24 protein-coding genes and 1 pseudogene are annotated in these 24,971 nt (G+C 44.5%); 20 read left to right on the top strand and 5 right to left on the bottom strand.

Annotated features, from left to right (window positions below):
- The first annotated feature begins 132 nt into the window (after positions 1-132).
- From KSK55_RS08390 to KSK55_RS08315, 17 genes and pseudogenes are all read left to right on the top strand, one after another.
- A complete protein-coding gene (locus KSK55_RS08390; RefSeq protein WP_218606574.1) occupies positions 133-636 on the top strand; it encodes a hypothetical protein in 504 nt (167 codons plus the stop codon).
- Between the two features lie 22 nt (positions 637-658).
- Positions 659-1,219 (top strand): hypothetical protein, encoded by a 561-nt coding sequence (locus KSK55_RS08385; protein ID WP_218606573.1) that lies wholly within the window; start codon positions 659-661, stop codon positions 1,217-1,219.
- Positions 1,212-1,385 (top strand): hypothetical protein, encoded by a 174-nt coding sequence (locus tag KSK55_RS08380; RefSeq protein ID WP_218606572.1) that lies wholly within the window; start codon positions 1,212-1,214, stop codon positions 1,383-1,385. Before KSK55_RS08385 ends, KSK55_RS08380 begins: the two co-directional genes overlap by 8 nt.
- Positions 1,386-1,655: 270 nt before the next feature.
- Entirely contained in the window at positions 1,656-1,847 is a 192-nt protein-coding gene (locus tag KSK55_RS08375; RefSeq protein ID WP_256663960.1) for a hypothetical protein, read from the top strand.
- 200 nt (positions 1,848-2,047) lie between these two features.
- Positions 2,048-2,539, top strand: a complete 492-nt coding sequence (locus KSK55_RS08370; protein WP_218606571.1) for a helix-turn-helix domain-containing protein — start codon at positions 2,048-2,050, stop codon at positions 2,537-2,539.
- Between the two features lies 1 nt (position 2,540).
- Positions 2,541-2,900 (top strand): DUF3467 domain-containing protein, encoded by a 360-nt coding sequence (locus tag KSK55_RS08365; protein ID WP_218606570.1) that lies wholly within the window; start codon positions 2,541-2,543, stop codon positions 2,898-2,900.
- 211 nt (positions 2,901-3,111) lie between these two features.
- Positions 3,112-4,431 (top strand): PKD domain-containing protein, encoded by a 1,320-nt coding sequence (locus KSK55_RS08360; RefSeq protein ID WP_218606569.1) that lies wholly within the window; start codon positions 3,112-3,114, stop codon positions 4,429-4,431.
- Positions 4,432-4,583: 152 nt separating this feature from the next.
- Complete coding sequence (locus KSK55_RS08355; RefSeq protein ID WP_218606568.1) at positions 4,584-6,623, top strand: HAMP domain-containing methyl-accepting chemotaxis protein; 2,040 nt, start codon at positions 4,584-4,586, stop codon at positions 6,621-6,623.
- 34 nt (positions 6,624-6,657) lie between these two features.
- Positions 6,658-7,938 (top strand): hypothetical protein, encoded by a 1,281-nt coding sequence (locus tag KSK55_RS08350; RefSeq protein WP_218606567.1) that lies wholly within the window; start codon positions 6,658-6,660, stop codon positions 7,936-7,938.
- Positions 7,939-8,042: 104 nt separating this feature from the next.
- A complete protein-coding gene (locus KSK55_RS08345) occupies positions 8,043-8,834 on the top strand; it encodes a phosphotransferase family protein (protein WP_218606566.1) in 792 nt (263 codons plus the stop codon).
- A 374-nt stretch (positions 8,835-9,208) separates the two neighbouring features.
- Positions 9,209-11,629 carry a methyl-accepting chemotaxis protein gene (locus tag KSK55_RS08340; RefSeq protein ID WP_218606565.1) on the top strand — a complete coding sequence of 807 codons (2,421 nt, stop codon included), beginning with the start codon at positions 9,209-9,211 and terminating at the stop codon, positions 11,627-11,629.
- A gap of 62 nt (positions 11,630-11,691) precedes the next feature.
- On the top strand, positions 11,692-12,840 hold the full coding sequence (locus tag KSK55_RS08335; RefSeq protein ID WP_214420165.1) for an LL-diaminopimelate aminotransferase: 1,149 nt from the start codon (positions 11,692-11,694) through the stop codon (positions 12,838-12,840).
- The gene (gene lysA / locus KSK55_RS08330) at positions 12,837-14,129 is read left to right on the top strand and encodes a diaminopimelate decarboxylase (protein ID WP_218608908.1); all 1,293 of its coding nucleotides are present in this window, start codon (positions 12,837-12,839) and stop codon (positions 14,127-14,129) included. Before KSK55_RS08335 ends, lysA begins: the two co-directional genes overlap by 4 nt.
- A 15-nt stretch (positions 14,130-14,144) precedes the next feature.
- The gene (locus KSK55_RS08325; RefSeq protein WP_218606564.1) at positions 14,145-15,434 is read left to right on the top strand and encodes an OB-fold nucleic acid binding domain-containing protein; all 1,290 of its coding nucleotides are present in this window, start codon (positions 14,145-14,147) and stop codon (positions 15,432-15,434) included.
- A 77-nt stretch (positions 15,435-15,511) separates the two neighbouring features.
- Positions 15,512-15,637: pseudogene (locus tag KSK55_RS16600) on the top strand (helix-hairpin-helix domain-containing protein); the annotation flags it as partial.
- 123 nt (positions 15,638-15,760) lie between these two features.
- Positions 15,761-16,735 (top strand): DNA repair and recombination protein RadA, encoded by a 975-nt coding sequence (gene radA, locus KSK55_RS08320; protein WP_306128585.1) that lies wholly within the window; start codon positions 15,761-15,763, stop codon positions 16,733-16,735.
- Positions 16,736-16,759: 24 nt separating this feature from the next.
- A complete protein-coding gene (locus tag KSK55_RS08315) occupies positions 16,760-17,458 on the top strand; it encodes a phosphoglycolate phosphatase (protein ID WP_218606562.1) in 699 nt (232 codons plus the stop codon).
- Here the strand turns inward: KSK55_RS08315 and KSK55_RS08310 are convergent.
- The 3 genes from KSK55_RS08310 to KSK55_RS08300 are packed head-to-tail and all read right to left on the bottom strand — an operon-like array spanning position 17,440 to position 19,629.
- The gene (locus KSK55_RS08310; protein WP_011449883.1) at positions 17,440-17,691 is read right to left on the bottom strand and encodes a PRC-barrel domain-containing protein; all 252 of its coding nucleotides are present in this window, start codon (positions 17,689-17,691) and stop codon (positions 17,440-17,442) included. The genes KSK55_RS08315 and KSK55_RS08310 overlap by 19 nt on opposite strands.
- Before the next feature lie 59 nt (positions 17,692-17,750).
- Positions 17,751-18,740, bottom strand: coding sequence for a DNA-methyltransferase (locus KSK55_RS08305; RefSeq protein ID WP_218606561.1), 990 nt, complete (start codon positions 18,738-18,740; stop codon positions 17,751-17,753).
- Between the two features lie 10 nt (positions 18,741-18,750).
- Positions 18,751-19,629: a CBS domain-containing protein gene (locus tag KSK55_RS08300; protein ID WP_214421281.1), complete on the bottom strand. Its 879-nt coding sequence runs from the start codon at positions 19,627-19,629 to the stop codon at positions 18,751-18,753.
- 588 nt (positions 19,630-20,217) lie between these two features.
- Between KSK55_RS08300 and KSK55_RS08295 the strand changes: the two genes are divergently transcribed.
- Positions 20,218-21,444, top strand: coding sequence for a tetratricopeptide repeat protein (locus KSK55_RS08295; RefSeq protein ID WP_214420170.1), 1,227 nt, complete (start codon positions 20,218-20,220; stop codon positions 21,442-21,444).
- A gap of 378 nt (positions 21,445-21,822) precedes the next feature.
- Positions 21,823-22,368, top strand: a complete 546-nt coding sequence (locus tag KSK55_RS08290) for a hypothetical protein (RefSeq protein WP_214420171.1) — start codon at positions 21,823-21,825, stop codon at positions 22,366-22,368.
- A gap of 97 nt (positions 22,369-22,465) precedes the next feature.
- On the opposite strand, the gene KSK55_RS08285 is transcribed toward KSK55_RS08290, so the two are convergent.
- Both KSK55_RS08285 and KSK55_RS08280 read right to left on the bottom strand, forming a co-directional pair.
- A complete protein-coding gene (locus KSK55_RS08285; RefSeq protein ID WP_214420172.1) occupies positions 22,466-23,095 on the bottom strand; it encodes a tetratricopeptide repeat protein in 630 nt (209 codons plus the stop codon).
- A gap of 175 nt (positions 23,096-23,270) precedes the next feature.
- Positions 23,271-23,828, bottom strand: a complete 558-nt coding sequence (locus KSK55_RS08280; RefSeq protein WP_214420173.1) for a tetratricopeptide repeat protein — start codon at positions 23,826-23,828, stop codon at positions 23,271-23,273.
- A gap of 163 nt (positions 23,829-23,991) precedes the next feature.
- On the opposite strand from KSK55_RS08280, the gene KSK55_RS08275 reads away from it, so the two are divergent.
- Positions 23,992-24,966, top strand: a complete 975-nt coding sequence (locus KSK55_RS08275) for an NOG1 family protein (RefSeq protein WP_214420174.1) — start codon at positions 23,992-23,994, stop codon at positions 24,964-24,966.
- Positions 24,967-24,971 lie beyond the last annotated feature (5 nt).

Genomic DNA, 24,971 nt, shown 5'->3' with positions numbered 1-24,971 from the left:
AAATGTTTCTCTCCGGGAGTATTTTCCAAAACATGGTGTAAATATTGCTCAAACCCAACTATCGTCTGCTTTCTTTTATCTCTGCCCTTTCAACCTGATAGTGCCGGAGTGCACACGGCAGGGGAATCGAACATGGCAGATTTTGTATCAAAATCAGTAGTAAAAAGTGCAGAGCGGGTACTTGCGACCCCTCTTGCTGGTAAAGCAGTCTTAAACACCATTATCGGGAATATTCTCGTAGATAATCCATGGGGATGCACGTCCTACATTTCCGGTGGAGACACCCTCCCGGCGGTGGCGAAAAGTTCGGAATATTACACCGGGACGGTTATATATGAAAATAACGACGGAAAGCAGGTAGGAAGGATATCGGTACGTTCACCGGCATCAGGTGCCTTTGATACCACCATCGCCAGCATTCTTGCAAATAGTGCAATAGAGACCACCATGGGTGGTACACCATCACATGACAGCTCTGAAGATGGCTTTAATATCACACTCAAGTGTCATGCTGAAAATGGAGAACTCTACAATGTCAGCTTCAAACGTGACAAGGTGAGCATCTCCAGTTACGAATCAGACAGCATCCTGACTACCGTTGAGACCTGGGCAGATACGGTCAGTGAACTGGCCTGAACTCTCCCTTTTTGGAGATCGGATGAACAAGGTTCTGGTCGCTCTTGGAGTATTGCTGCTCGTTATGCCCTGTGGCCTGACATATGCGGATTCGCTCTCATCATCAATCGTCTGTTCAGGAGCAACCTGGGTATCTTCATCGGTGATCAGTGATGCCCGGTCATATGCAGCACACCTGTTTACTTCTGACCAAGCTGTGGTAAACCGCACCCTCAACATCGGAGAAGTAATTACGACACTCGTATCCGGTAGATCAACCGGTCCACTGGGGATAGATGAGTATACTGGTCAGACCCACAATCAGACAGCACAGGATCCTACCTGCACGTTTTCCGTTCTGAATCAAAAATCCGGACGTCAGGATGATATCTCAACGCATGGCCTCTTCATCAGTGGCGATTATCTCTCACACCGGATCCTTTCAGAGAAAACGGTTGCAGGTTCAGTCGTAAACGGAAGTGGTATCCTTCTTACAAAGGCTCATTCTGATGATGGGAACCGCACGGTTTCACATGCTTCAGATATTGCAGGGTCCATGAATGTCACCGAGGAGATAGTATTCGGGGAGGAAGAAAATGATTGAACTGGTTTTGGCTGCAGGATGTGGAGTCACGTCAATAATCAATGTCCTGTGCACGGTCCTGCTCTGGATGAGATATGCAGATCAGGCAGGGATAATATCAGTGGTCAGGACTGATGAGGATGGGGATGTAACCGTCAGGTATCCTTTCCTTTCACGGGAGAAGTAAGATGCACTGGGCAGATACTCATCCCCCCGGATATTTCCGGGCAGAGAGAGACTGGCTCTCTCCTCCTGATGATAGGGATGATGATGACCCGGAGGATGAGAAAATATGAGACAATAGCAGGCTGATGAAACGGGTAACCCGGTTGGATGGTATGTCAGATATTGTCAGAATTACCTATGTCGGGTATGCTTACTCCCAGCTCGTTTTTTTTCAACGTCATTTCAGAATGTTCATGCAGATTTGGTCTCATACCTGTTTTTATACGATTCTATGAATACATCTGTCCCCCAAGGTCCGGATCCGAAAGAGAACGGTGCAATATTTTTAGGTTGGCTCAAAAAACGTGGGGGATTACGTGGTGCGGCGGATTGTGAGCGAAAATGTAAAGAGAATGGATTTGAAGCGAAACGGTTTATAAAAGACATGGGGGAAGAAAGAATCGCACTTTATCTTTCTCGGTGAAACAAGGTCATTGTATTGAAAGATAAGGTATGGGCTGATCAATGGATGATACATTATGATCTTGAAGTGCCACATCACCAGCATTGGATTGATATGTAAAAATTATTACTGAATGAGATCAATTTTTTACACTTCACTCTCCAATGATATTCAAAGGTGGTGTCATGTGATACCATATTTATCAGGAGGGGATGAATACCATGTCAGAGAAAATATTATCAGAATTACCTGAAAATCTTAAGGATTTTTTGGATATTCCTTATGGTGGGTTATTTGGGAATTCGGCGCAGGCACAGATAGTTGAAGAGATCATTGCCGATCCAACCATGCATTATCGCCCGAAATATCTTGAAGAGATGACGGGCAGGAAACCAAAGACGGTGAGAGATGCATTACAAAAACTGGTACAACTCGGATTAATCGAGAATGTCTCAAAAGATACCTATCATCCGGTATATCGGGTAGTGGTAGAGTCGAAAAAGTTCATTGCACTATCACTCCTGGCATATGCACTGCTTGATGACCGGGATAAAACCCGATGTATGGATACTGCAATCCTGGATTATTATCATAAAAACCTGGAAAAACAGGATAAACCACTGGCATGTGCAACAGCATCTCCTGAAATGTGGGGGATAACTACAGACCGTGAACCCTATAAAAACGGTTTTGTGGTTGCAGAAGGAGTTTAGTATGGATAAAAAGTCAAGTGAGAAAAATAATCCCGGAACTATCGATTTTCAAAAGTTATACGCTTTTAAACCTGAAGATCTGATTTTGGATATCACCAATTGCTCGTACTCAAATATGGCATATGTACAGGTTTCACATCGGGATGTGTCAATTGACTTTCTTGAAATGCCAGGAATTAAAAAAGAGGGTAAAAATGTTGTCAAAGGCACACGCATCTATATGTCTCATGCTGCAGCTCAGAAATTAGCAGAATCGTTATCCAATCTCCTTGATAAGGTTCATTCAGACGGTGAGATGGAAACGTATACTCCGACTACAGCATGCTCAATTGAGTCTCCAGGCAATAAAAAAATCAAATAAACCGGGGCATAATTTGGTATCATAAGATCCTGGGCTTCATTTTATCATACCATGAAATTTTCTCATCCCGTTTATGATCTCCATACCTTCTTCCTGAAATCATAGTCAGAAAACCCGATTATTATTTTAAATTTTCATTGCTTACAAAATATTTATTAAGAATTATAAATATAAGGGCATCTGTTATTGTACGGAATGGGGGGTTTTCTCTATGAAAGATCATAATAGGGTAGATAAAAAATTTAGAATACTATTTATTCTGGGCATAATGCTTCTTTGTCCATGTATCGCGGCCGGTTCAGACTTGATCTCACCGGTCGTGTTCGAATCCGGATATTACAATACTACAGAATCAGGAGGTATTCCAGCGTCAGATGGAGTACTGGCTGATTCACTCACACCTCCGGTTGCTAGCTTCTCTATTTCTCAGTCATCCGGACCGGTTCCTTTGAAAATTCAGTTTACTGATCATTCAACAGGAAATCCAACACAATGGGGATGGTATTTTGGTGATGGCGGAACTTCCAATGATCAAAATCCTGAACATATCTATACTACTCCCGGTGTTTATCCGGTTGGATTCCTTGTCGCTAACAGTGCGGGATATAACAAAACGTTTGTACCAGGCCTGATTCAGGTGCAAAATCCGGTTCCTGCACCAACTCAGGTTCCATCTCCAGGTACATACCCGCCAACAGCATCATTCATGGGATCACCTACTACCGGACCGGTTCCGCTCACCATCCTGTTCATCGATACATCAACAGATAAACCTGTATCATGGGGTTGGTATTTTGGTGACGGCAGTTATTCACCCAGGCAACATCCGTATCATACATATACCCGTCCGGGAATGTACCCAGTCTCGCTTACTGCATCGAACGCAGGAGGATCTGATACCTTCATTGCGGAGAATTATATCGTTGCAACAACTCCGGTCCCGACACCAACGCCACGACCAACGATTAAACCACCCTGTCCTCTGATTCTGTCCCAATCGGTAGAAGTGACAGATCCTTCCTTACCGGTGGCGAAATTCAGTGCAGAAACCATTGAAGCATCAGATATATTCATGGTACGGTTTATTGACGAATCTCTCGGAGATCCGACATTCCGACTCTGGTACTTCGATGATGGCAGCTATTCAACTGATACTAATCCGGTGTATACCTACACCGACCCCGGAACACACCAGGTGTCACTCATGGTGGTAAATGATGCCGGTTCCAGCACGATCTCCGGAATGGTTGAGGTCAATACAGGACAGAACGGTGCAGGAGGAAACACAAATCTCACTCTCCCGTCTTTTTCGAGGAGTACTCCTCTCTCACCCGGATTCGCCAAGTTGGTGGCTGAAAATCCAGACTCCTGGTCCTGGATCTTTGAGGGATGGAATAAGTCAGCAAATAGTGTCCCTCACCCGAATCTGACACCCGGTGGGATATCTGCATCGAAAAATTTTGGGAAAAATACAGGAGAGAGTATGGCCCTCAAAGAAGGGATAATCAAGGGTGGTCTGGGCGGTCTGTAAAAAGGGGGTTTTCTGGATTGTGAAGGGTAGGTAAATCCTTGTTTTTTAAAAGTGAATAATATTTTTTATAAACTCGATGCTCTTTTCCTTTGTTTTTTGATGCATAATCTTCATATACTTTTTAATGACTGTATATCTATGAGGCAGGGTAGATGATTCAACTGGATGATCTGACAATAAGTAAAAAATTGTTGATTCTCGTTATTGTGGGAATCTTAGCGATAATTGTGGTTGGTTGTATCGGAATATTCAGTACACAACAAATAAACGGACAATTGGGTGAGTTATATCAAAATAAATATGCCCATTCAGTTCTGGCACTTGAAGCGTATTCTGACATGATGAGCTTTGCAGTCGGTGGATACATGCTCACCCTGGAGCCTGATCCGGTAAAAAAAGTCGCCATTCAGGATGCGAATCAATTGCCATATGTCGCTTCTTTCAAAGAAAAACTGGCAGAGTATGAATCTATTCCAATGAATGAGGACGAAACAGCAGTTTTTACTGATCTCAAACAGGCGTCAACAGAATATTTCGATCTTGCACAACAGACCAATGACTTAAATTTTGCCGGAAAAGTCGAAGAATCAACAAAATTGAGAACCGAAGTATTAGTTCCGACACGTCAGAAAACCTATGATGGATTAGCGAAATTAATAGAACTCAATACCCAGAGTGCAAACCAATATTATCTGGATGCACAGGCTGGTTATCAGTCAATCGTTCTGATCACGGTCATTATTACCATTATCTGTGCGATTATTCTCCTGCTCATTTCATGGCTCATCATTCGAAATCTTACCCGAAGAATCAATATGCTCATTACTGGTATGGGTGAAGTTGGAGCAGGAAACCTGTCACACCGGATAGCTCTGACCGGTAAGGATGAAATTACCCAAATTGGTTCCTCATTTGATTCGATGGCAGTAAATCTTGAGAAGCAATCCCATGAGATTAACCGGAATATTGAGAGATCAAAACAGGCCAATACAGCGATAATGAATGTAGCAAACGCGATTAAGAGCGGTAACATTGATGCAACCATCAATACCTCTGAACATGAAGGGGAATTTCTTGTAACAGTCCAAAGTGTCAATGACCTTATCAGTGCATTCGTTCATCCGCTTCAAGAGGCAATGAACATCGTCAATAAGTTTGCTGCCGGAAATTTTGCCGCCAGGTATGATTCGAAATCACAGGTAAAAGGCGACTTCGAGAAATTTAAAAATGCTCTCGATAACAGCGGAATGAGTGTATCCGGAGCAATAAATGGTGTCAAGAAAGAGGTGAATACCTTAAGTGGTGTGATGGAAGAGACAAATGCAGGTGCTGAGGAAGTCACCAGTACTATCACCATGCTTGCACAGAACTCTTCATCGGTTAGCATGCTCGCGGAACGAAACAGCAGTAGTATATCTCAAGTTCTTTCTGCTATGGATGATCTTTCCAAAGCTGTTGGGGCTGTTGCATCATCTGCAGAGGAAGCATCAGAAAAAGCAATGCACACCGTGGATCTTTCAAAGAAGGGTCTTAACCTGGCCGGAAAAGCTGAGACCGGTATGAATGGAATAATGGTCTCATTTGAGGATACAGGAAACAATATCCAAGACATCAATAATCAGATGGAGGAGATTGGTAAGATTGTGGACATCATTACCGGAATATCAGAACAGACCGGTCTTCTTGCCCTTAATGCAGCAATAGAGGCTGCCCGTGCTGGAGAAGCAGGCATGGGTTTTGCTGTTGTTGCCGATGAAGTCAAATCACTTGCCCTGGAATCTCAAAAATCCGCAGAAAATATTGCAACCATCATTGGTAACCTGCAAAAGAAATCTCAGGTGGTTTCTGATTCCATGACTGAATCGCTCAGTGAAGTAAAGAGTGGAAATGAGGCGGTAAGAGAAACACTGGGCGTTTTCAATGAGATTGTACAGGCGATCAATGTTATTTACGAACAGCTTGCAGAGGGAGCCAGTGCCTCTGAGGAACAGGCTGCTGCAGTGGAGGAAATAACTGCAAGTGTCCATGAGATTGAGACCCTGGTTCAGCAGACAGCGAAAGAGGCTGTTGATTCAGCAGCAGCCACGCAGGAAGTGACTGCATCCATAGATCAGATCTCACGTGCTATCTCCGAAGCAACTGCATCTGTTCAACGTATCGCAGCAGAAATGGGCCAATTTACGGTCTCATAATTTATTTTTGATACCTATCCCGGTACATTTTTTCATGAGTATTCCCATTACGGACAATAATAGAAATAGCCTGACCAATCCGGTACTTGATAATCCATTTGAACTGACCCTTGGAACAGTCATCCTGGTCGTCTTTGGGATGTTCATGCTTCTCTTCGGTCTGCTCAGGTTCAGAATTCAGACTGGTGAATTGCCATATAATCCGGATAGTGCCTATGGACTCTTGCTTGTTCTGTGTTCCATTCAGATGATAACACTGGGAAAAACCCCATTCGGAACATTCCATCGTAACTGGATACTCATCATTCTTGGATTCTCAACCGCCATCCTTGGGACTGGAGCCTGTTTTATTCCAGGATTTCTGGCTGGGATAATCCCAGAATTGGTTGGTATCCTCATGATAACCGGAGGGTTTGTACTTTTTCTTCATCTGCTCTTCTCAAAAGGAAGGACACAGGAGTGGATCAGGGTTCCAGGAATACTACAACATCTCACCTTCGCCTGTGGATTTGTATACCTGACAGAGATTCTGTTTGGTCTTGTGATTCTTTTCCCCTGGTTTTTCTCAGGTGTTTCTGCCAGTCTGCTCTCTTTGGTCTTTAGTGTCAGTCTCTTTTATCTTGCATGGTGTATTCAGAAAGTCTCATTGGTCTATCCTCAGAAAGAAACTGCAGACCAGACAAATTCTTCAGTTTCTCATAGTAAAAACCGTCTCTTTCAGGTGCTCTTTTTAGAGGAAGTTCCCCTCTCTATTCCGGTTTCATTCCTTCTTCTGCTTGGAGTTATCTTTACCGAATGTGCAGTCCTTCTCATCCCGGTAAGTCAGGGGCTGTATCCGTTCTCTCGTGACAGTCAGTTTGGTCTGCTCATGGTAATCATGGCAATTCAGGTGCTGGCACTTGGAAAAACCCCGCTGGGTGTGTATAAACGATCCTGGATCCTGATCCTTATCGGTCTTGTCGTCGTCTCACTTGGCATATATTCCTGTATCATTCCAGGACTTTTGACCGGCTGGATGTTTTTCAGCTTGGGTATCTGGAATGTGATAACCGGAAGCACCGGTCTTGGAAAGATACTTCATCCGGTTGTTCGTACCATACAAAGCCCTCCGGATGACCTGGTTTTTCCATCTCCTGCAAAGAAAAAACTTCTTCGAATGGTGATTATCCTTCACCTCTTAACAATACTATTTGGAATAAACCTGATTATCCCTGGGTTTATCCCCGGAGAGATAGTTCTTGGGAATCTTTTCATTTTGGGAATTCTTTTAATACTCCTGGCAGGTATGGTGGGAAAGGTACCGACAACCGTGTGAAGAGAATCGAATACCTTAACCTGTGTTGAAAAAAATTAGTTCAATGATCACATGCCCGCATCTTTGGGATAGCAGGCATTCTCTTTGTGAAATGAGGCATTATCATGACAGATCAAACCAATGTAAACACCCTTTTTGGAGAGATTGGAGATGACAAAGCATTCAGGGAGCGGTACGGTGAACAGATCGGTGCTGGAATGGCTGCCGTAATCTATGCCCGGGATGGCGTTGCAGCAAAGGTATTTCGGGATAACCAGCCGCCCAGACAGGCATTTCAGGAGGCGTACACCATGGCAGTCATCAATGAACTGGGTATTCCTGCTCCGAAGGTGTATGGCGTTGAGACCTTCAGTAACCGGACCGTACTGCTTATGGATCTGGTCAAAGGGATCTCACTCCTTGATGTTATGATCAAAGACAGAAGTAAGGTCGCGGAATGTATGGACACAGTCGTAAAACTTCAGGCAGCTCTGCATCAGGTGAAATTTACCGATTTCCGTCCTCTCAAAATGATGCAGCAGGGAATGATTACCGCAAGTCTCGGATTATCACCTGAAGAAAAAGAACGTCTTATCGGAATGCTTCCTTCGCTTCCTGATGATATCATTCTCTGTCATGGCGATTTCCATGGAGGGAACATACTCTGTGATGGGGATTCATGTATGATTATTGACTGGGCAGAGGTCTCCTGTGGCTGTCCTGCAGCTGATGCATGTAGAAGTTACATGGATTATTACATAGCCAGGCAGGGACTTGAGGATCTTTATCTGGATAAATACTGTGCTGTAACAGGGAGAACACGGGATGAGGTTCTGACCTGGCTTCCGGTAGTCGCTGGTTCAGTCTATGGATATCTCTCCCTGGAAGCGCAAAAGATAGTCCGTCCACTCTTCTGATGAGTAGGATGACCCGATCACGAAAAAACTAATTTTTTCAGCACGTATTGTATTCTTCTCATCTTCCTGCTTCAACTTTTTTAAAAATGCAGTATAATTCAACGAATTCAGTATTTTAAAAGAAGACACAGATATAAAATTGTAAAACTTCCTTAATACTCGAATTTTGCTCCAGAAACAATGATGGGAAATGCTTATTTGAGATCTCTTTTTTCATCTGTCAGGAACCAAATCGCTGCCCTACAAAAATAATCCTTGTTTCATAATCCGATTAATATCATATATAATAAATATTTGCCATGCGTTATGGTGATTAATAGTGTGGTGCAGGGGAATCAAACACGCGAAGATAATATGGTACCGTGGGGAACATCATGCAAAACAAATTAAAAAAATGGATCGATAATGCAACAATCGGGCAGAAAATTATTCTCATTTGTCTGATTCTGGTTACCGTTCCGACCATCGTGCTTGGGTATGTAGCGTACTCAAGTGCTGAAACGACAATCACAGATGATATCCGGATGAGTCTTGAGATGCAGACAGCGGATATCACCGAAGAGACGAAAACAGTCTTTGATCTGACTCAGGTCAAGGTAAATAGTGATCTGAATGTCCTTCGTGAGCTCTTTTACGAAAAAGGAAAACCTTCGATAGTAAATGACGAACTCATTCTTGGTTCTTCCTATAAGGTGAATAACAATTTTGAGATAGTGGATGAAGTCCAGTCTCTTCTGGGAGGGGCAGCAACAGTATTTCAGAAGAAAGGAAACCAGGCCATCCGGATATCAACCAATGTAATTGGAGATGATGGAAAACGGGCAATTGGAACTCCGGTTTCAGATGCAGTGTATGATGCGGTCATCAATAAAGGACAGACCTATTATGGAACTGCAAATGTTGTTGGAAAGAATTACATTACCGCTTATGAGCCGATAAAAGATAACTCAGGAAATATTATTGGTATCCTCTTTGTCGGTGTTGAAGAGGCCACAACTATCGGTCTTCTGCAGGAACAGATCAGGAACAAAAAGATCGGTGAACATGGGTACATGTATATCCTGGATAGCAAAGGAAAACTGCTCCTTCACCCATCTCTGGAAGGTCAGGATATGACCTCGCATGACTTTGTCAAGACAATTCTTGCAGAAAAGAAAGGATACCTGGAATACCCCTGGCAGGGTACACATAAAATCGCTGCATATGATTACTTTGAACCATTTGACTGGATCATCGTTGCCAGTAGTGATCTCTCTGACTTTACCGGACCACTTGATACCATTCGAAACACTATCATCCTCGTTGTTGTTCTTGGAATCATTGCTGGGACCCTGGTCTCGTTAGCATTTGGTCGCTCAATATCACGCAGAATGGATGAACTGGTCAAGGTAGCCCATCAGATCCAGCATGGGAATCTCTCGGTGAGCATTGCTGAATCACAAAGTAAAGATGAAATCTCAATTCTAGGGAAAGCCTTTGCAGAGGTTGTATCAACCTTCCAACTCTTCAGGGATGAGGTCCGGACCTTAAGTTCTGCAGCATCATCTGGAAACCTGAACGTCAGGGGAGATGTCAGTAAATTCCAGGGAGATTATGCGGTTATCATTGACGGAGTAAATGAGACCGTTGATGCCATAGCCGTTCCCCTACAGGAAGCCATGAATCTGTGTGGAAAATATGCCACTGGTGACTTCCAGGCCCGGATGAACCCAAACCTGCACCTGGAAGGGGAGTTTATTGAGTTCAAAGATGCTCTGAACACCATCGGTGTGGATCTTTCCCATGCCCTGACCGCCGTCCGTGATCACATGACTATCTTATCTGGTCAGGTGAATGAGATCACAAATAAGGTCAACGAGGTTACCCGTGAAACCGATGTTGCACACAAAAGCATTGAAGATGTCTCTGAAGGTGTCGGTCAGGTCGCCCGGATTGCATCGGCAGTGAATGACCTTGCAGATAAGAGTGGTATGAATACCCAGCAGATCCTCGCAGCCATGCAGGATCTTGCCACAACCGTCTCGTCAGTTGCGGCAAAAATGGAGCAGGTGTCTGTTCTTACAAACACTGCTGCAGAACTCTCTGAGAATGGTAAGAAAGCAGCTGGCGAGGCAGAGACTGGTATGAAGGACATCATGCAGGCATCCTCTACAATCAATGAGATGAACCAGGAGATCAGTCAGCAGATGGGGGAGATCGGTCGTATCGTGGATATCATAAGTTCCATTGCCGAAGAGACCAACCTTCTGGCCCTGAACGCTGCAATCGAGGCTGCACGGGCAGGAGAAGCCGGTCTTGGGTTTGCTGTTGTGGCATCAGAAGTCAAGGAACTTGCAAATGAATCCCAGAAGTCAGCAGAACATATTGCAGGCATTATATCCGGACTTCAGAAAAAATCAGGGGCCATGGCCGCAGCTGTTGGGAAGTCCCTGACCGAGATTGAGAGCGGGAATGTTGCGGTCAATGAAACCCTCGATATCTTTAATGAGATCGTGACTTCCATCTCGGTCATCAATGCAAACATGAGTGAGGTTGCCGCTGCAAGTGAGCAACAGGCCGCATCTGTTGAAGAAGTAACCGCAACGGTAAATGAATTCAGTGACATGGTAACCCAGACCGCGAAAGAGTCAGTAGGCCTGGCTGCTGCAAGTGAAGAGTCATCAGCCGCAGTAGACCAGATTACTCATATGGTCTCCCAGGTGAATTCCTCCATGGAAGAAATACACATAGTAACAGATCAGGCTCATGAAACAGTGCAGCGGATTCATGATGAGATGGACCAGTTTAAGGTTTGATCCCCCTTTCCTTCTTTTCGTTCCTAAACATCTATGAATTCTGATGGCTAACGTGTATCACCATGTTTGCACAACGGATCGAGAATCTTCCCCCCTATTTATTTGCCCGCATAGATGAGATGAAAGCAAAGAAAAGGGCTGAAGGGGTTGATGTTATCGACCTTGGAGTCGGCGACCCTGATCTTCCTACTCCGCCCCATATTGTCGATGCTCTCATTGATGCAGCTAAAAATCCGGACAATCATCATTATCCGTCCTATCTGGGCATGGCAGCATACCGCCAGGCTGTCGCGGGCTGGTACAATAAGCGGTTTGGTGTTGATGTAGATCCCAACTCACAGGTCATCTCCCTGATGGGTTCAAAGGATGGGGTTGCCCATATCCCTGAAGCTCTCGTGGGTCCGGGAGATTATGTTCTGGTTCCAAGTCCCGGGTATCCGGTCTATAGCACAGGAGCCCTCTTTGCTGAAGCAAAAACTCATGAGATGCCCCTTCTCAAAGAGAATGGGTTTCTCCCTGATCTTGATGCTATTCCGAAGGATGTTGCAAAGAAAGCAAAACTTATGTGGATTAACTATCCGAATAATCCAACATCAGCCATTGCACCCCCCTCATTCTACCAGGAGGTTGTAGAATTTGCACGGGAACATGGTATTGTGGTTGTCAGTGACAATGCCTACTCTGAAATCTCTTTTGATGGATACAAGGCACCGTCTTTTCTTGAGACCGACGGAGCAGATGAGATAGGTATTGAGATGCACTCCCTGTCAAAGACCTACAATATGACCGGATGGCGGATAGGAATGGCAGTCGGAAATAAGGAGGTTATCCGCGGTCTTGGTATTGTAAAAACCAATATTGATTCAGGGGTATTTAATCCGGTTCAGTATGCAGCAATAGCGGCTCTTCAGGGTCCCCAGGATTGTGTTGCAGAGGCATGTAAGGTCTACCAGGAACGGCGTGATGTGCTGGTTAGTGGCCTTACCAAGCTTGGATTTGATGTTACCACACCAAAGGCAACCTTCTATGTCTGGATGAGTGTTCCAGATAGCATCTCATTTGCAGCAAAGATGCTTGATGAGACCGGAATTGTTGTAACTCCCGGTGTCGGCTTTGGAAAATCCGGAGAAGGCTATGTCAGATTCGCAATTACCCGCTCTGTTGACCGTATAAAAGAGGCAGTGGACCGGATGGGAGAGGTGAAATGGTGAACCTTCCACCGCATCTCTCCATACAGAATCACCACCTGATGATTGACGGGTGTGATACGGTTGAACTGGCATTCGATTATGGAACCCCCCTGTATGTCACCGATGAGACCAGAATACGGGACAACTTCCGGGGGTATGTGGCTGCTCTGTCAGCCCATTACTCACATATCCGGGTTCTCTATGCAGCAAAGGCAAATGGAAACCTCAATATCATAAAGATCCTTGCAGAGGAGGGTGCAGGAGCAGATGTCTTCTCATCCGGAGAACTGCATATGGCCCTTCTTGCCGGGATGAAGCCAGAGCACCTGCTCTTTAATGGCTCCTCAAAGACCGAGGCAGATCATCGTCTGGCTGTGGAGAAAGATGTCAGGGTATCACTTGATTCGCTGGATGAACTGGCTCAGCTTGACCGGATTGCAGGAGAAGCAGGAAAGGTTGCCCAGATATCCTTCAGGGTTAATCCGGCAATTGATGTGCCGACACACCCGAAGATAGCAACCGGACTTGCAACATCGAAATTTGGTATCCCGGCAACAGAGATTGCCGATGCCTATGCTGCAGCCCTTGCCTGTAAAAACGTCGTCCCGGTTGGTATTCACTGTCACATCGGTTCCCAAATCCTTGAGATCGAACCTTTTGCAAAGGAAGCACAGGTTATGATGGAGGTTGTTGAAGAGCTCCACCGGATGGGTGTGAAGTTCAAATTCATTGACCTTGGTGGCGGACTTGGAGTGGCATATGATCATCATGGACCAGATGCACCATCCTTTGCCAGCTATGCAAGTGCTGTCATGCCGGTCTGCACATCGGTCCTTGGACGGCTCGGTATTTCACCTGAGATCTGGATTGAACCAGGCCGGTCCATGGTCTGTGACTCAACAGTCCTCCTGACCAAAGTGAACTCGGTCAAAAAGGCACACAAGACCTTTGTGAATGTGGACGCAGGATTCAATCTTCTCATCCGTCCGGCGATGTATGATTCATACCATGAGGTGCTCGTGGCAAACCGTGCTGATGAAAAACCGGCTGGAACATACACGATCACGGGCCCCATCTGTGAGACGGGAGATATCCTTGCCCATGATCGGGAGCTTCCCGACGTTGTTGCCAGCGACCTGATAGCTGTCCTTGATGCTGGTGCCTACGGATACTCCATGGCATCCCAGTACAATGGCAGGGGCCGGTGTGCAGAGGTGCTGGTAAGGAAAGGGCAGGCAGAACTGATGAGAAGGGCAGAGACCATTGCTGACCTGATGGCAAACCTCGTGACTCCTTCATGGCTTTCATAACACCGGAGTGAACCGGTGGTCAGATATCACTACGCTCTGGTCGATGACCTGGTTAGCAGGGAAGAATTTGACCGTCTGATAGAGAAAAAAATAAACGATTGCGGAAATCTTGCAGATGAGACTGCTGCAGCCCTGCTGGTGGTAAAAGATCTTGGCCGATCCCATGTCAAGATCCGTGGTCTTCGGGGAAAATCCTCCCTCTTCTGTTTTTATGGAAAGATAATCGGATTCTCCGGTGTAAAGGAGTTTGATAGGTCAGATGGAGAGAAGGGTCTTGTCTCACGGCTGACGGTGGCTGATGAGACCGGACAGGTTGAACTGGTCTTCTGGGACGAACAGGCTGCAGCCCTTGAAGACACGTTTGAGATTGCTGATGTGGTTGAGATTATCGGACGACATGGAAAGTCTATCCGGGAGATTATGCCGCTCAACCTGCGAAAGACGTGTGTTGACATCGACTGCGTGATGGAGGTGAAAGAACGGAAACCTCCTGAGCGCACTGATCTGCATCTTCTCATCCTCAGTCTTGCAGAGCCCCGTCCATTTACCCGTCGGGATGGAACCGGTGGTGAGATGGTGAGCGGACTTGTCGGTGACACAAATGGAACTGCACGGCTTCTCTGCTGGGAATCTGCCCTGTTATCCGGAGTATCGCCTGGGACGTCCATATCGGTGACCGGTGCTCTGGTAAAAGAAGGAGATTATGGGGGAAGAGAGGTTATATTTGACGAAGAGAGTCACATCTCCCCTGTCAATACTATCCCGGCAATTCCGGTAACGCCACTTGGTACCCTTGTCCCTGAACAGAGTTTTACTGTCCGGGGAACCATTACAAAAATCCTTCCTGCAAAACCGTTTACGAAACGGGATGGTACGACTTCCTGGGTCAGGAACCTCCGGTTTTCTGATGAGAGTGCAGAAGTTCCTCTGGTACTCTGGGATGCTGATGCAAAACGAACGCTCCTTTCCGGTGAAACGCTCATGCTTTACAATGCCTATGCAAAGATTGGGCGATCTGGTGAGACTGAAGTATCCCTCGGAAGGAGCGGCGCTCTGTTCGTGGTTCCGGGACAAACAGAAAAAGTCCGGATTGAAGGAGTCGTTCTTCATGTACCAGAAGGTACCCTTCTTGCAACCAGCGAGGGATCATGGCTTGTGGAGACAAAACTTCCTCATGGTACCCATGTGATCATGACTGGCCTGGCAAGTGGAAAAAGAGTCTTTTGCGAAAGTGAAGAAGTGGTAAATCACGACCATGCAGCTATGAAAAATGACATTTCCGCTTTTATCCGGTCACTTTCATAAATGCAGTTTTCACTTTCACCCCGTTTCTTTTAGGCTTAAATACCCCTCGTTGCCACCTGTATGATGAGGAAAATACTATGGCAACAGAAGCATACAAACTTGAGGACATTCCCGGTGTGGGACCTACTACCGCAGAGAAACTCCGCGAAGCCGGGTATGAGTCAGTGGAGAAGATTGCACAGGCAACTGCAACTGAACTCTATGATACTGCAGAAATTGGGGAGGCAACCGCCCGCAAGATGATAAAATGGTGCACAACCCAGCTGAACCCTGATGCAGAAGAATCCACAACTGCTCCGTCCGCAAATAAGGAAGATATAACAAATATGCCACAACGGAGACTGGATATTGAAGATATTCCGGGTGTCGGCCCGGCTATTGCAGAAAAACTTCGGGATGCAGGATTTCTGACTGTTGAAAGTATTGCAACCTCACTCCCTTCAACCCTGGCAGAAGCTGCAGAACTGGGTGAGGCAACCGCAAAGAAGATGATCAAGTGGTGCCGGGATCAGGCAGATATTGGCGGATTTAAGACTGGAACCGATGTCTTTGAGCAACGTCTGAAAGTCAAGAAACTTCGCACCCTTGTTCCGGAAGTCGATGAACTCCTTGGTGGAGGATTTGAGACCCAGGCCATCACTGAGATGTATGGTGAGTTCGGTTCTGGTAAATCCCAGATTGTCCACCAGATGGCAGTCAATGTTCAGCTCCCTGAGGAACTTGGTGGTCTTGGTGGTTCGGTCATCTACGTAGACACTGAAAACACCTTCAGACCTGAACGTATTGAGCAGATGGTAAAGGGCCTAGAGATAGAAGGTGCAGAACCTCAGGAATTCTTAAAAAATATCCACGTTGCCCGTGCCCAGACCTCTGACCATCAGATGCTCCTTATCGAGACATCCAGAGAACTTGCTGAAGAACTGAAGGCTGCAGGGAAACCAGTCAAGCTGGTAATTGTGGATTCTCTTACCGGTCTTTTCAGGTCAGAGTATGCAGGACGGGGATCTCTTGCAGAACGTCAGCAGAAACTGAACCGTCACATGCATGACATCTTCAAACTCTGTGACGAGTACAATGCCATAGGCCTTGTGACAAACCAGGTCCAATCCAATCCGGCAGTTTTCTTTGGTGATCCGACAAAACCTATCGGAGGAAATATCGTCGGCCATACTGCCACCTTCAGGGTATACCTGCGTAAAAGCAAGGGCGGAAAGCGTATCTTCCGGCTTGTTGACAGTCCAAACCTGCCGGAAGGGGAAGCAACGTTCCTTGTGGAAGAGGGCGGTCTTCGGTCCTGCTAAATCCACAATTATAGGAGTTTATCTGTGTTACGGGGCGTGATAACTGATATAGATGGAACACTGACTGATGAAAAGCGCAGGCTTTCGACTGCTGCCATAGAGACAATACGAAAGCTCCAGGAGAATGGTATAGAGGTGGTGCTCTCCTCAGGGAACACCTCCTGCCTTCTCAAAGGGCTCTGCAAGCTCATCGGCACCGGTGGAACATTCATTGGTGAAAATGGTGGCGTGTACCGCATTGGATTTCAGGGCTCAATGAAGGTTATGGCGAACCGGGATATTGCAGTAAAAGCTTTGAACCTGTTAGAAGAATACTATACGAAAAAAGGCATCCGTCTTGAACTTTACTCCCACCAGGAGCGGTATTCTGATATCGCGTTTGCCCGGGAGGTACCGGTAGACGAGGTGAGGTCTCTTCTTGCCGGCTGGCCGGTTGATATCATGGATACGAACTTTGCGATTCATATTCATGAGGCTGGAATCGATAAAGGAAAGACGTTTCATATTGTTGCAGAACAGCTAGGTATACTACCTGAGGAGTTCCTTGGCATAGGAGACTCAGAGAACGATATCGGTATGATTAAGGCTGCAGGTACCGGTTGTTGCGTTGCAAATGCACAAGAAGATGTACGGAATATTTCTGACTTTTGTTCATCAGTTCCGTACGGAGAAGGATTTGTTGAGATTATGAGGAAGTACTTCCCTCACATTCTGGCAAGATAACGGTCTACCACGATAAAGTCCTTGATGTCCCTTACTGCTTCAAAGGGGATAAGCATCCGATCTCCGTCCAGAGTATATCCGGTTGTATCAAAGGACTGGTCCGGCTCGAGCACAAGGTCGGTGATAAGGCCAGTATCAAAATCTACCATCAGATTGCGAAGTGATCCGATTGCTTTCCCGTCATTGGTCACGATCTGTTTCCGTGAGAGCGTGCGGGCAAGTATGGACTTCATATATCAGATTTCGGTTGTATCCAATAATAAATCTCCCGATCAGATACTGATATCTCCGGTTATCGTCCTGGTTTTATACCAGTCTGTTTGAGAGCTTTTTCAATTGACCAGTATCCCCGGTCGAACTCTTCCTGTAATTGCTGGTTAACCTCTTTCTGAGAAAGATTGGTCTGGTTCAGCTCGTTATACCTGGATCGGAGTCGCTCTGTCTCATCTTTATTCCAGGCCTTCCTGGTCCGTTTCCTGCCAGGTTCCTTTGGTGTTTGTGCGGTATTGAGAAGAAATCCGGGGATCAGCGCTGCCATCTCATCTATCCTGGCATCAAACATAACGGGAGATATCTCAAATCCGGTTGCTCTTCGTGAGAGTCCGATCGCAGTTTTTGCGGTTGAAAACCCACCCAGGAAGAGATCACAGACCAGATCCCCTTCATTACTGCTGTACTGGATGATTTTACTTAAAAGAGCGGTGGGAAGTTCATTTTTATTCTTCACCTTTCTTGGTTTATACTCCCGGTTGATGATCCAGACATCCTCCCGGTCCTGGTAATTGAGCGATCCCCCGTTCTCATCCTTCTCCGAGAGGGAGAACCTGCATTCGGTGTTAAAGGTCCGCTTTCCCCCGGGCTTTGCAAAAAACAGGATATGGTAGTGCGATGAGACATACTTCAGACTGGTAAATACCCCGAAGTTATATCGCCAGATGATATGGTTTACTTCCTCCAGGCTGGTTTTGTAGAGTGCATTGAGGATGTGACGAAGATGGGTATAACCAGATACGATATAAAGAGAACCTCCAGGCCTGAGAATACGCTCAGCCTGACCGATCCAGTCCTTTGTAAATGATTCATAATCCTCCGCTGGGATTTCTACATATCCATCTGTTACAAATGATTCATCCCGGTTATAGTGCCGGTGGAGTTTGTCCCCTTCAATGCCATAGGGAGGATCAGTTATGATGAGATCAACGGAGTTATCCGGAATAAGAACAGATCCAGAGATGCATTCACCGTTGTAAAAAATACCTCCCGGAGTTGTAACAGATCGCATGAAAGAGGAATTAATTAGTCGGCAGTGTCCGGAAGATATCTGACTGGGTCAGGATTCCCACCGGTCTGTTCTCTTCGAAAACAACAAGACGTCCGATAGAACGCTCCTTGAATTTTCTGATGACCTCGTAGAGCTGGACCGATGCATCAGCATATACCACATCTTCAGTCATGACCTCACTGACCTGGGTGTCTAGTGGAAGATCCTGTTCTATGGCGTGAAGTATATCTGACATGGTTACAATGCCCCGGAGAAATCCCCCGTCCATGACTGGAGCACCATGGATGTGGTGTGTATTAAAGAGTCTTACGGCCTCTTTCAGGGAATTTTTTGTAGAAAGCATCTTAATTGGGGTGGTCATATAGTCCCGGATAGGTTTTTTTGGCAAAGATACCATCTCAAGGATTGAGACGATCAGGGCTGGCTCATTCTCATCTTTCCCAAAGACTTCACCCTTGATAAGCAGTTTATTGACCGGGGTTGGTCCAATGGTGATGACATCACCATTATTGAAAAGTTTCACACTTCCGATGATCCGAATCTGGGCATGGCAGATATCGGCATGGGAGAGGGTGGTAAAGATGATCTCACCAACTTTCACACCCGGAACAATCTCTCCGTCACGGGAGATCTTGACTTCATATGCTTCCCCGTTGTGTTTCAGGTTGAGTTCTTTGTACGCAAGAGCGGTCGGATGGTACCCCCCTTTTGGCCCTGGAATTCCATCAACGAGTCCTATCGCCTTGAGTGCCTGCATCTGGTTTCTGACAGTTCCGGGATTGCGTAAAATGATGTCAGCTATCTCCTCTCCTTTTATCGGAAGGGATTTTTTCTCATACAGGCTGATAAGAGTAATCAGGATATCGTTTTGAATCGGAGATAAATCCATAATTATGTGCTCATGAGTGCCTTCATCATATTCAATTCCCACTAAAGAACGATGTAGATGCCTGTCAAAAATTTTTGTGACTGGCTGGATCAGGTCTATCAGATTTTATTGAGTGTATCTACATGATAAATCATGATGGTTATGAGGGTATTACGAGATCCTGTATTGATGTGTAAACCTGAATAAATTGGGTATTTTATAGTTGAAAGAAGAACGCGACCATGCCACCAAATTGATTGAGTATATGAGTGTCAGGAATTTACTTTCTTGTTGATAATATTTGACAGGATTACCCACATACTTTTCAAGTATTAATGGCGGGAGTTTTTGTAAATTTGGGGACATCACATGGTATATGTATACAATATATCCGCTAAAACTGAATGCCCCTTTCGTGGATTTTTATTGTTATCCCATAGATAATTAGGATTCATCAAGAGAGGGTGTCCAATTATGGAGCGGTAACTCATCCAATCAAATTTCAGTTGATTTGATCAGCTCGGTTTCTATGTATTAGCCATCTATTCAGTTTTTAACCAACGACAATAAAAGAATATTTTTATCTATAAATGTGGCTTACGAAGTTATATGCAAAGAAAGTTGATTTTGCTGTTTTCACTATTATCTGTGATATTATTAGCTTTTTGGGTTCAGGCAGATAATGATAACAGTAATTACGAGAAAGGTTTGAGGCTTTTTGAACAAGGAAAATTTGAAGAAGCCCTGGATGCTTTTGACCAACAAATTCTAATTAATGAAAAATCATGCACCGTTTGGGCCGCAAAAGCACTTACTCTTTATAAATTAGGTCAGTATGACGAAGCAAAATCGGCAATAGAAAAAGAATTAGAATTAGATCAGTTTAAAGAAAAAACCGTAAATGGCATCATTGGTCAGATTGCTCTTTTTGGAAAAAATATGGGATTTTCAAATGATGATTTTGTTGGTTTTTTTACTGAAATGGTCACAAAATTTGAAAATCCATCCGATACATCAGAAAAAAAGAATGATAACCCCAATACAGTGATTGACACTCCAGATCCGATAAAAGATAACCCTGATTCAGTGAGTGACAAACCTTGCCCGATGACTGGTAGTTCTGATCCAGTGAGTGATAATCCTGTTCCGATAACCGATAATCCAGCTCCTGTCAATGATAATTCTAATCCGATAATTAACAATCCTATACCACTGGATGAGAATTCAGTTCCAATAACTGATGGTCCAGTTCCAGTGAATGATAATCTTGTTGATGACGATGAGAATTCAGATACTGACTGGATTTCTAAAGGAAGCGAGTTTCAGAAAAATGGTGAATTAGATAAGGCAATTGAAGCATTTAACAAAGCAATAGATATTAATCCAAAAGATGAAATAGCATGGAATAATAAAGGGACGGCTTTAGTAGAACAAGGTAAATTTAATGAGGCAATTGAAGCCTTTGATAAAGCGATAAATATTAATTCGGATTTCGAAGATGCCTGGATGAATAAGGGATTAATACTGAAAAACCTAGGTAGATATGAAGAAGCAATTGACGCATTTGAAGAGGTTTTACGAATTAATCCAAATAATGAATTAGTTCAGGAGTATAGAGATGAATTGTTAAAGTTAATCAACGATTCGAATCCAACGAAGAATCAACCACCCGTAAACAATCAGCAACCCATCAAAGAACAACCACCCGTAAACCAAAAGCCCGTAACTCCTCATAAGGATTGTTGTGCAGTAATGATGAGTTGTGGTGGGAATCTTGATTGTTATTATGGTGAGGGATGTGGGACTAATGATTTACCTCTAAATTGCATGGTCTAGGTCAATTATTAATTTTTTTTCCGTGAAAATCTGGAATTTGAATATGATAATCAATAGAGAGGGTGTTGCTTGACGATTAAGTCGGTTTTTTAGTAATAAAATAAACTCATTTTCTGAATCACTCGGTTGTTCTGGCATTTCCCATTGGATTATTCTAATGCGGAAGTCTGAATGGAAAACAAAAGAATGTGATAGTGGGGTTGGGTTAGTGATATCACTTGTTTTTCAGACAGAGCCCTTTCTTTCATAAAATTCTCATTACTTTGAATGAATATCATTCTGCATTTAAGCTTCGCTTTGGAATTATTTTTCTTTTTCAATACTGGTGCAGATGATCATTAATAACCTGATAGGATAAGGTACGATATGAGGTTGTCAATGAAGAGAACCCTTGGTTTTGTATTACTCTGTCTGATTGCTATTCTCTGCAACAATGCAGCGGCAATTGACTTTACCGACTGGAAACAGATCACCGTAGATGAGAGTCTTGTGAACAGTTCATCTGACACGGTATTCACCGTCATGTCCCCCCCAGGATTTGTGAACGCAACAAATGATTCGCCGATTGGTCCTGTTACATCTTTTAACAATGAAACAAATCCTGAATCTGTAATCACGATAATTGTTATAGAAAATCCGATTGGCCAGCAGCTGAACGATACAAATTCAGAAGCATACCTGGATAATTTCATGCTTGGAGCCGACATCACTCCGGATCTAGGAACTGAACCTCAGTACCTGGAAAGCGGGGGTATTGTTGATTATGGTACCCATGGTGACATGGTGGCCGGTGTCTATATTACGAGCACTGATGAGAAGGTCATCATTACATCCGGATTCTACCCTACAAAGGAGGATGCGGCAACAGGAGTTGAAACCCTGGCGATGGTAGCCGGCACGATTGAAATTCAGGCCGAAGAATAATCTTTGGCTCTCATTACCCAATTATCATCTCCTCTTTTTTAAAATGGGTATGAGAATGCCCTGATGTGTAAAAACGGGATAGAGGAGGGTTTTTAGTTCATATACTATATTCCGGACAATCAAGGCGGTATCCTTTGTCATATGCGTCGTTCATCTCATCCTTTCTTCCAAGAGCCTTGAGAACATGACCCTTCTTTCTCCATAAGTACCCTTTATTTGGTCGTATCTGAATTGCTCGCTCGAATGCTGCAAGTGCCTCTTCAAACCTGCCAAGTTCGATGAGTGTATCGCCATTCAACTCTAAAAGCTCAGGATCTTCCGGATTTACCCTGACCGCTTTGTCAAATGCCTCCATGGCTTGCCCATATCGACCTAATTCATGCAAGGCTTTTCCTTTCGATACCAAAGCAGGAATATTATGCGGATATTTTAGAATGACCTTCTCAAATGCATCAATCGCTTCTTCGAATCGAGCCAGCTCGGTGAGAGCACGACCCATTTGCATCAATATATCGATGTCATCAGGAGATAACTCAAGTATCCTGGAAAAATCCTCGACAGCGTTCTGATATCTCTGGATTTGCATATGGAACGATGCTCTTTTTTTCCATGCTTCAACATCATCGGGATGTAACTGAATTAACTGATCAAATTTTATGACAGCCTCCTCATACCTTCCCCGTGCATTCAGATACACCGCCTGATGGAATGATTTATCAAAACTCATGGTCTTTCCTCGTCAATTCAGATAAAAATTGCCCCTCTGATTGTAGGAGATACCTGTCCTGTGGTAAATTAGGATTTGCAGACTGATAAGAATAAATAATTTTCTGATGGCTCTTCTGTTTGTATGAGACCTGTTTAAGCAAAAAAGGATTTTATTTACGAATTGTAATTACGTGTTATTGTTCTGTCTCTGTAAACTCCGTTTCTATCTCTATTGCCGTATCAAATGCTTTTAATGCCTCATCATGCCTGCCCAGGAAATTTAAGGCAAACCCTTTGTTGTTCCATGCATCAGCGTACCGTGGATCAATTTGTATCGCTTTGTTAAAGGCGATGAGTGCGTCTTCATATTTTTCAAGGTGTGTAAGGGCATTTCCTTTATTATTCCATGGATCAGCATAATCTGGAACCAGATGAATTGCATGTTCACATGCCTCAATTGCTTCATCATACCGTTCCAGTACATTGAGAATCGTTCCTTTGTTATTCCATGCCATGGCATCATCTGGGTTTATTTCAAGAGCTTTATTCGATGCTTCAAGTGCTTCATCATATTTCTCCAGGAGGAAAAGAATGGTTCCTTTATTTACCCATGCATCAATATCTTCAGGATTATTCTCAATCTTCGTATTACAGTCTTTTAACGCCTCCTTGTATTCGTCTATCGTTTGTAGAATGTCTTCTTTATTTTTTATGAGATCCGGGCCATTGCCGGAAAAAGATAATTTATCCATACTGATGATTTGATTTTGGAGTGGTTAATAATTATTTTCTGTCTTTTTTCCACGATTGTCCAGGATTTTCTGGTAAAGTGGGAAAAATTTCCCAATTGCTTGGTAAATAAATCAAGAGGGAGTACCTATATACCTGTAACGGTATACATACGGGTGAAATATCGTGAGTTTTGAAAAAATCCCTACAGTCCCCACAGCAGATGAAGTCCTTGATCGGGCACTTCGTCGTGCTGCAAAAAAGATGCGGGAGAAACCAAATAAAAAACGTGCAAGTGTTGAGTTTGTTGAGGCTGCATACCTCTCGGTCCATGATAAATTAGTAGCCGTTATCCAGTCTTTTCCAACCATTTCAGATGAGCCACAGTTTTACCAGGATATTGTTGAAATCCTCTGGACAACCGATCGACTAAAAAAGTCCCTGGGTGCTGTCGGCTGGGCTGCCCGCTGGTCTAAAGATCACCGGGGAGGTCTAGCAAAGGATGTCAGATACTCCTCTGAAGAGAATGCGACTGCATCACGAAAGAAAGCAATAGCACGCCTTTCCTCTGTTGTTCATCAGATTGAAGATGATCTCCTCTTCCTGAATGAAGTCCGGAACATCCTTCGAAAGCTTCCAACTGTGGAAGACTCTTTTACCATCGTTGTGGCCGGATTTCCAAATGTAGGAAAGTCTTCGTTTATCCGGAGAGTCTCCTCTGCAGAACCAGAGATTGCTTCCTACCCGTTCACGACCAAAGGCATCATTGTTGGTCATTATTATCATGGAAGAGAGAAGATCCAGCTCATTGACACCCCTGGAGTTCTTGACCGCCCGGGAATTGAACGAAATGCCATCGAACGGCAGGCATTATCGGCTATCGTGAATATCGCGGATGCCCTCCTCTTTATCCTTGATCCAAGTGCCCATTGCGGGTATCCTCTGGAGGAGCAACTTCGGCTCCTTGAGGAAGTAAAAGGCCTTGTTCAGGTCCCGATAATTGTTGTCTCAAATAAGGCAGACATCACACGTATTCCTGAATACCCGGCCATGTCTACTGGAAACGGTGAAGGTGTCCAGGAGATTCTTGATGCCCTGTTAGTGCAAAAGGCCGGATGGGAACCAAAAAAAGCAAAAGAACCTGAAGAAGATCAGGTTTGAATCTA

Origin of the sequence: Methanospirillum hungatei, from assembly GCF_019263745.1 — an archaeon.
Lineage (GTDB): Archaea > Halobacteriota > Methanomicrobia > Methanomicrobiales > Methanospirillaceae > Methanospirillum > Methanospirillum purgamenti.
The sequence above is the reverse complement of the archived record's forward strand: the minus strand, read 5'-3'. Positions and strand labels throughout refer to the sequence as shown.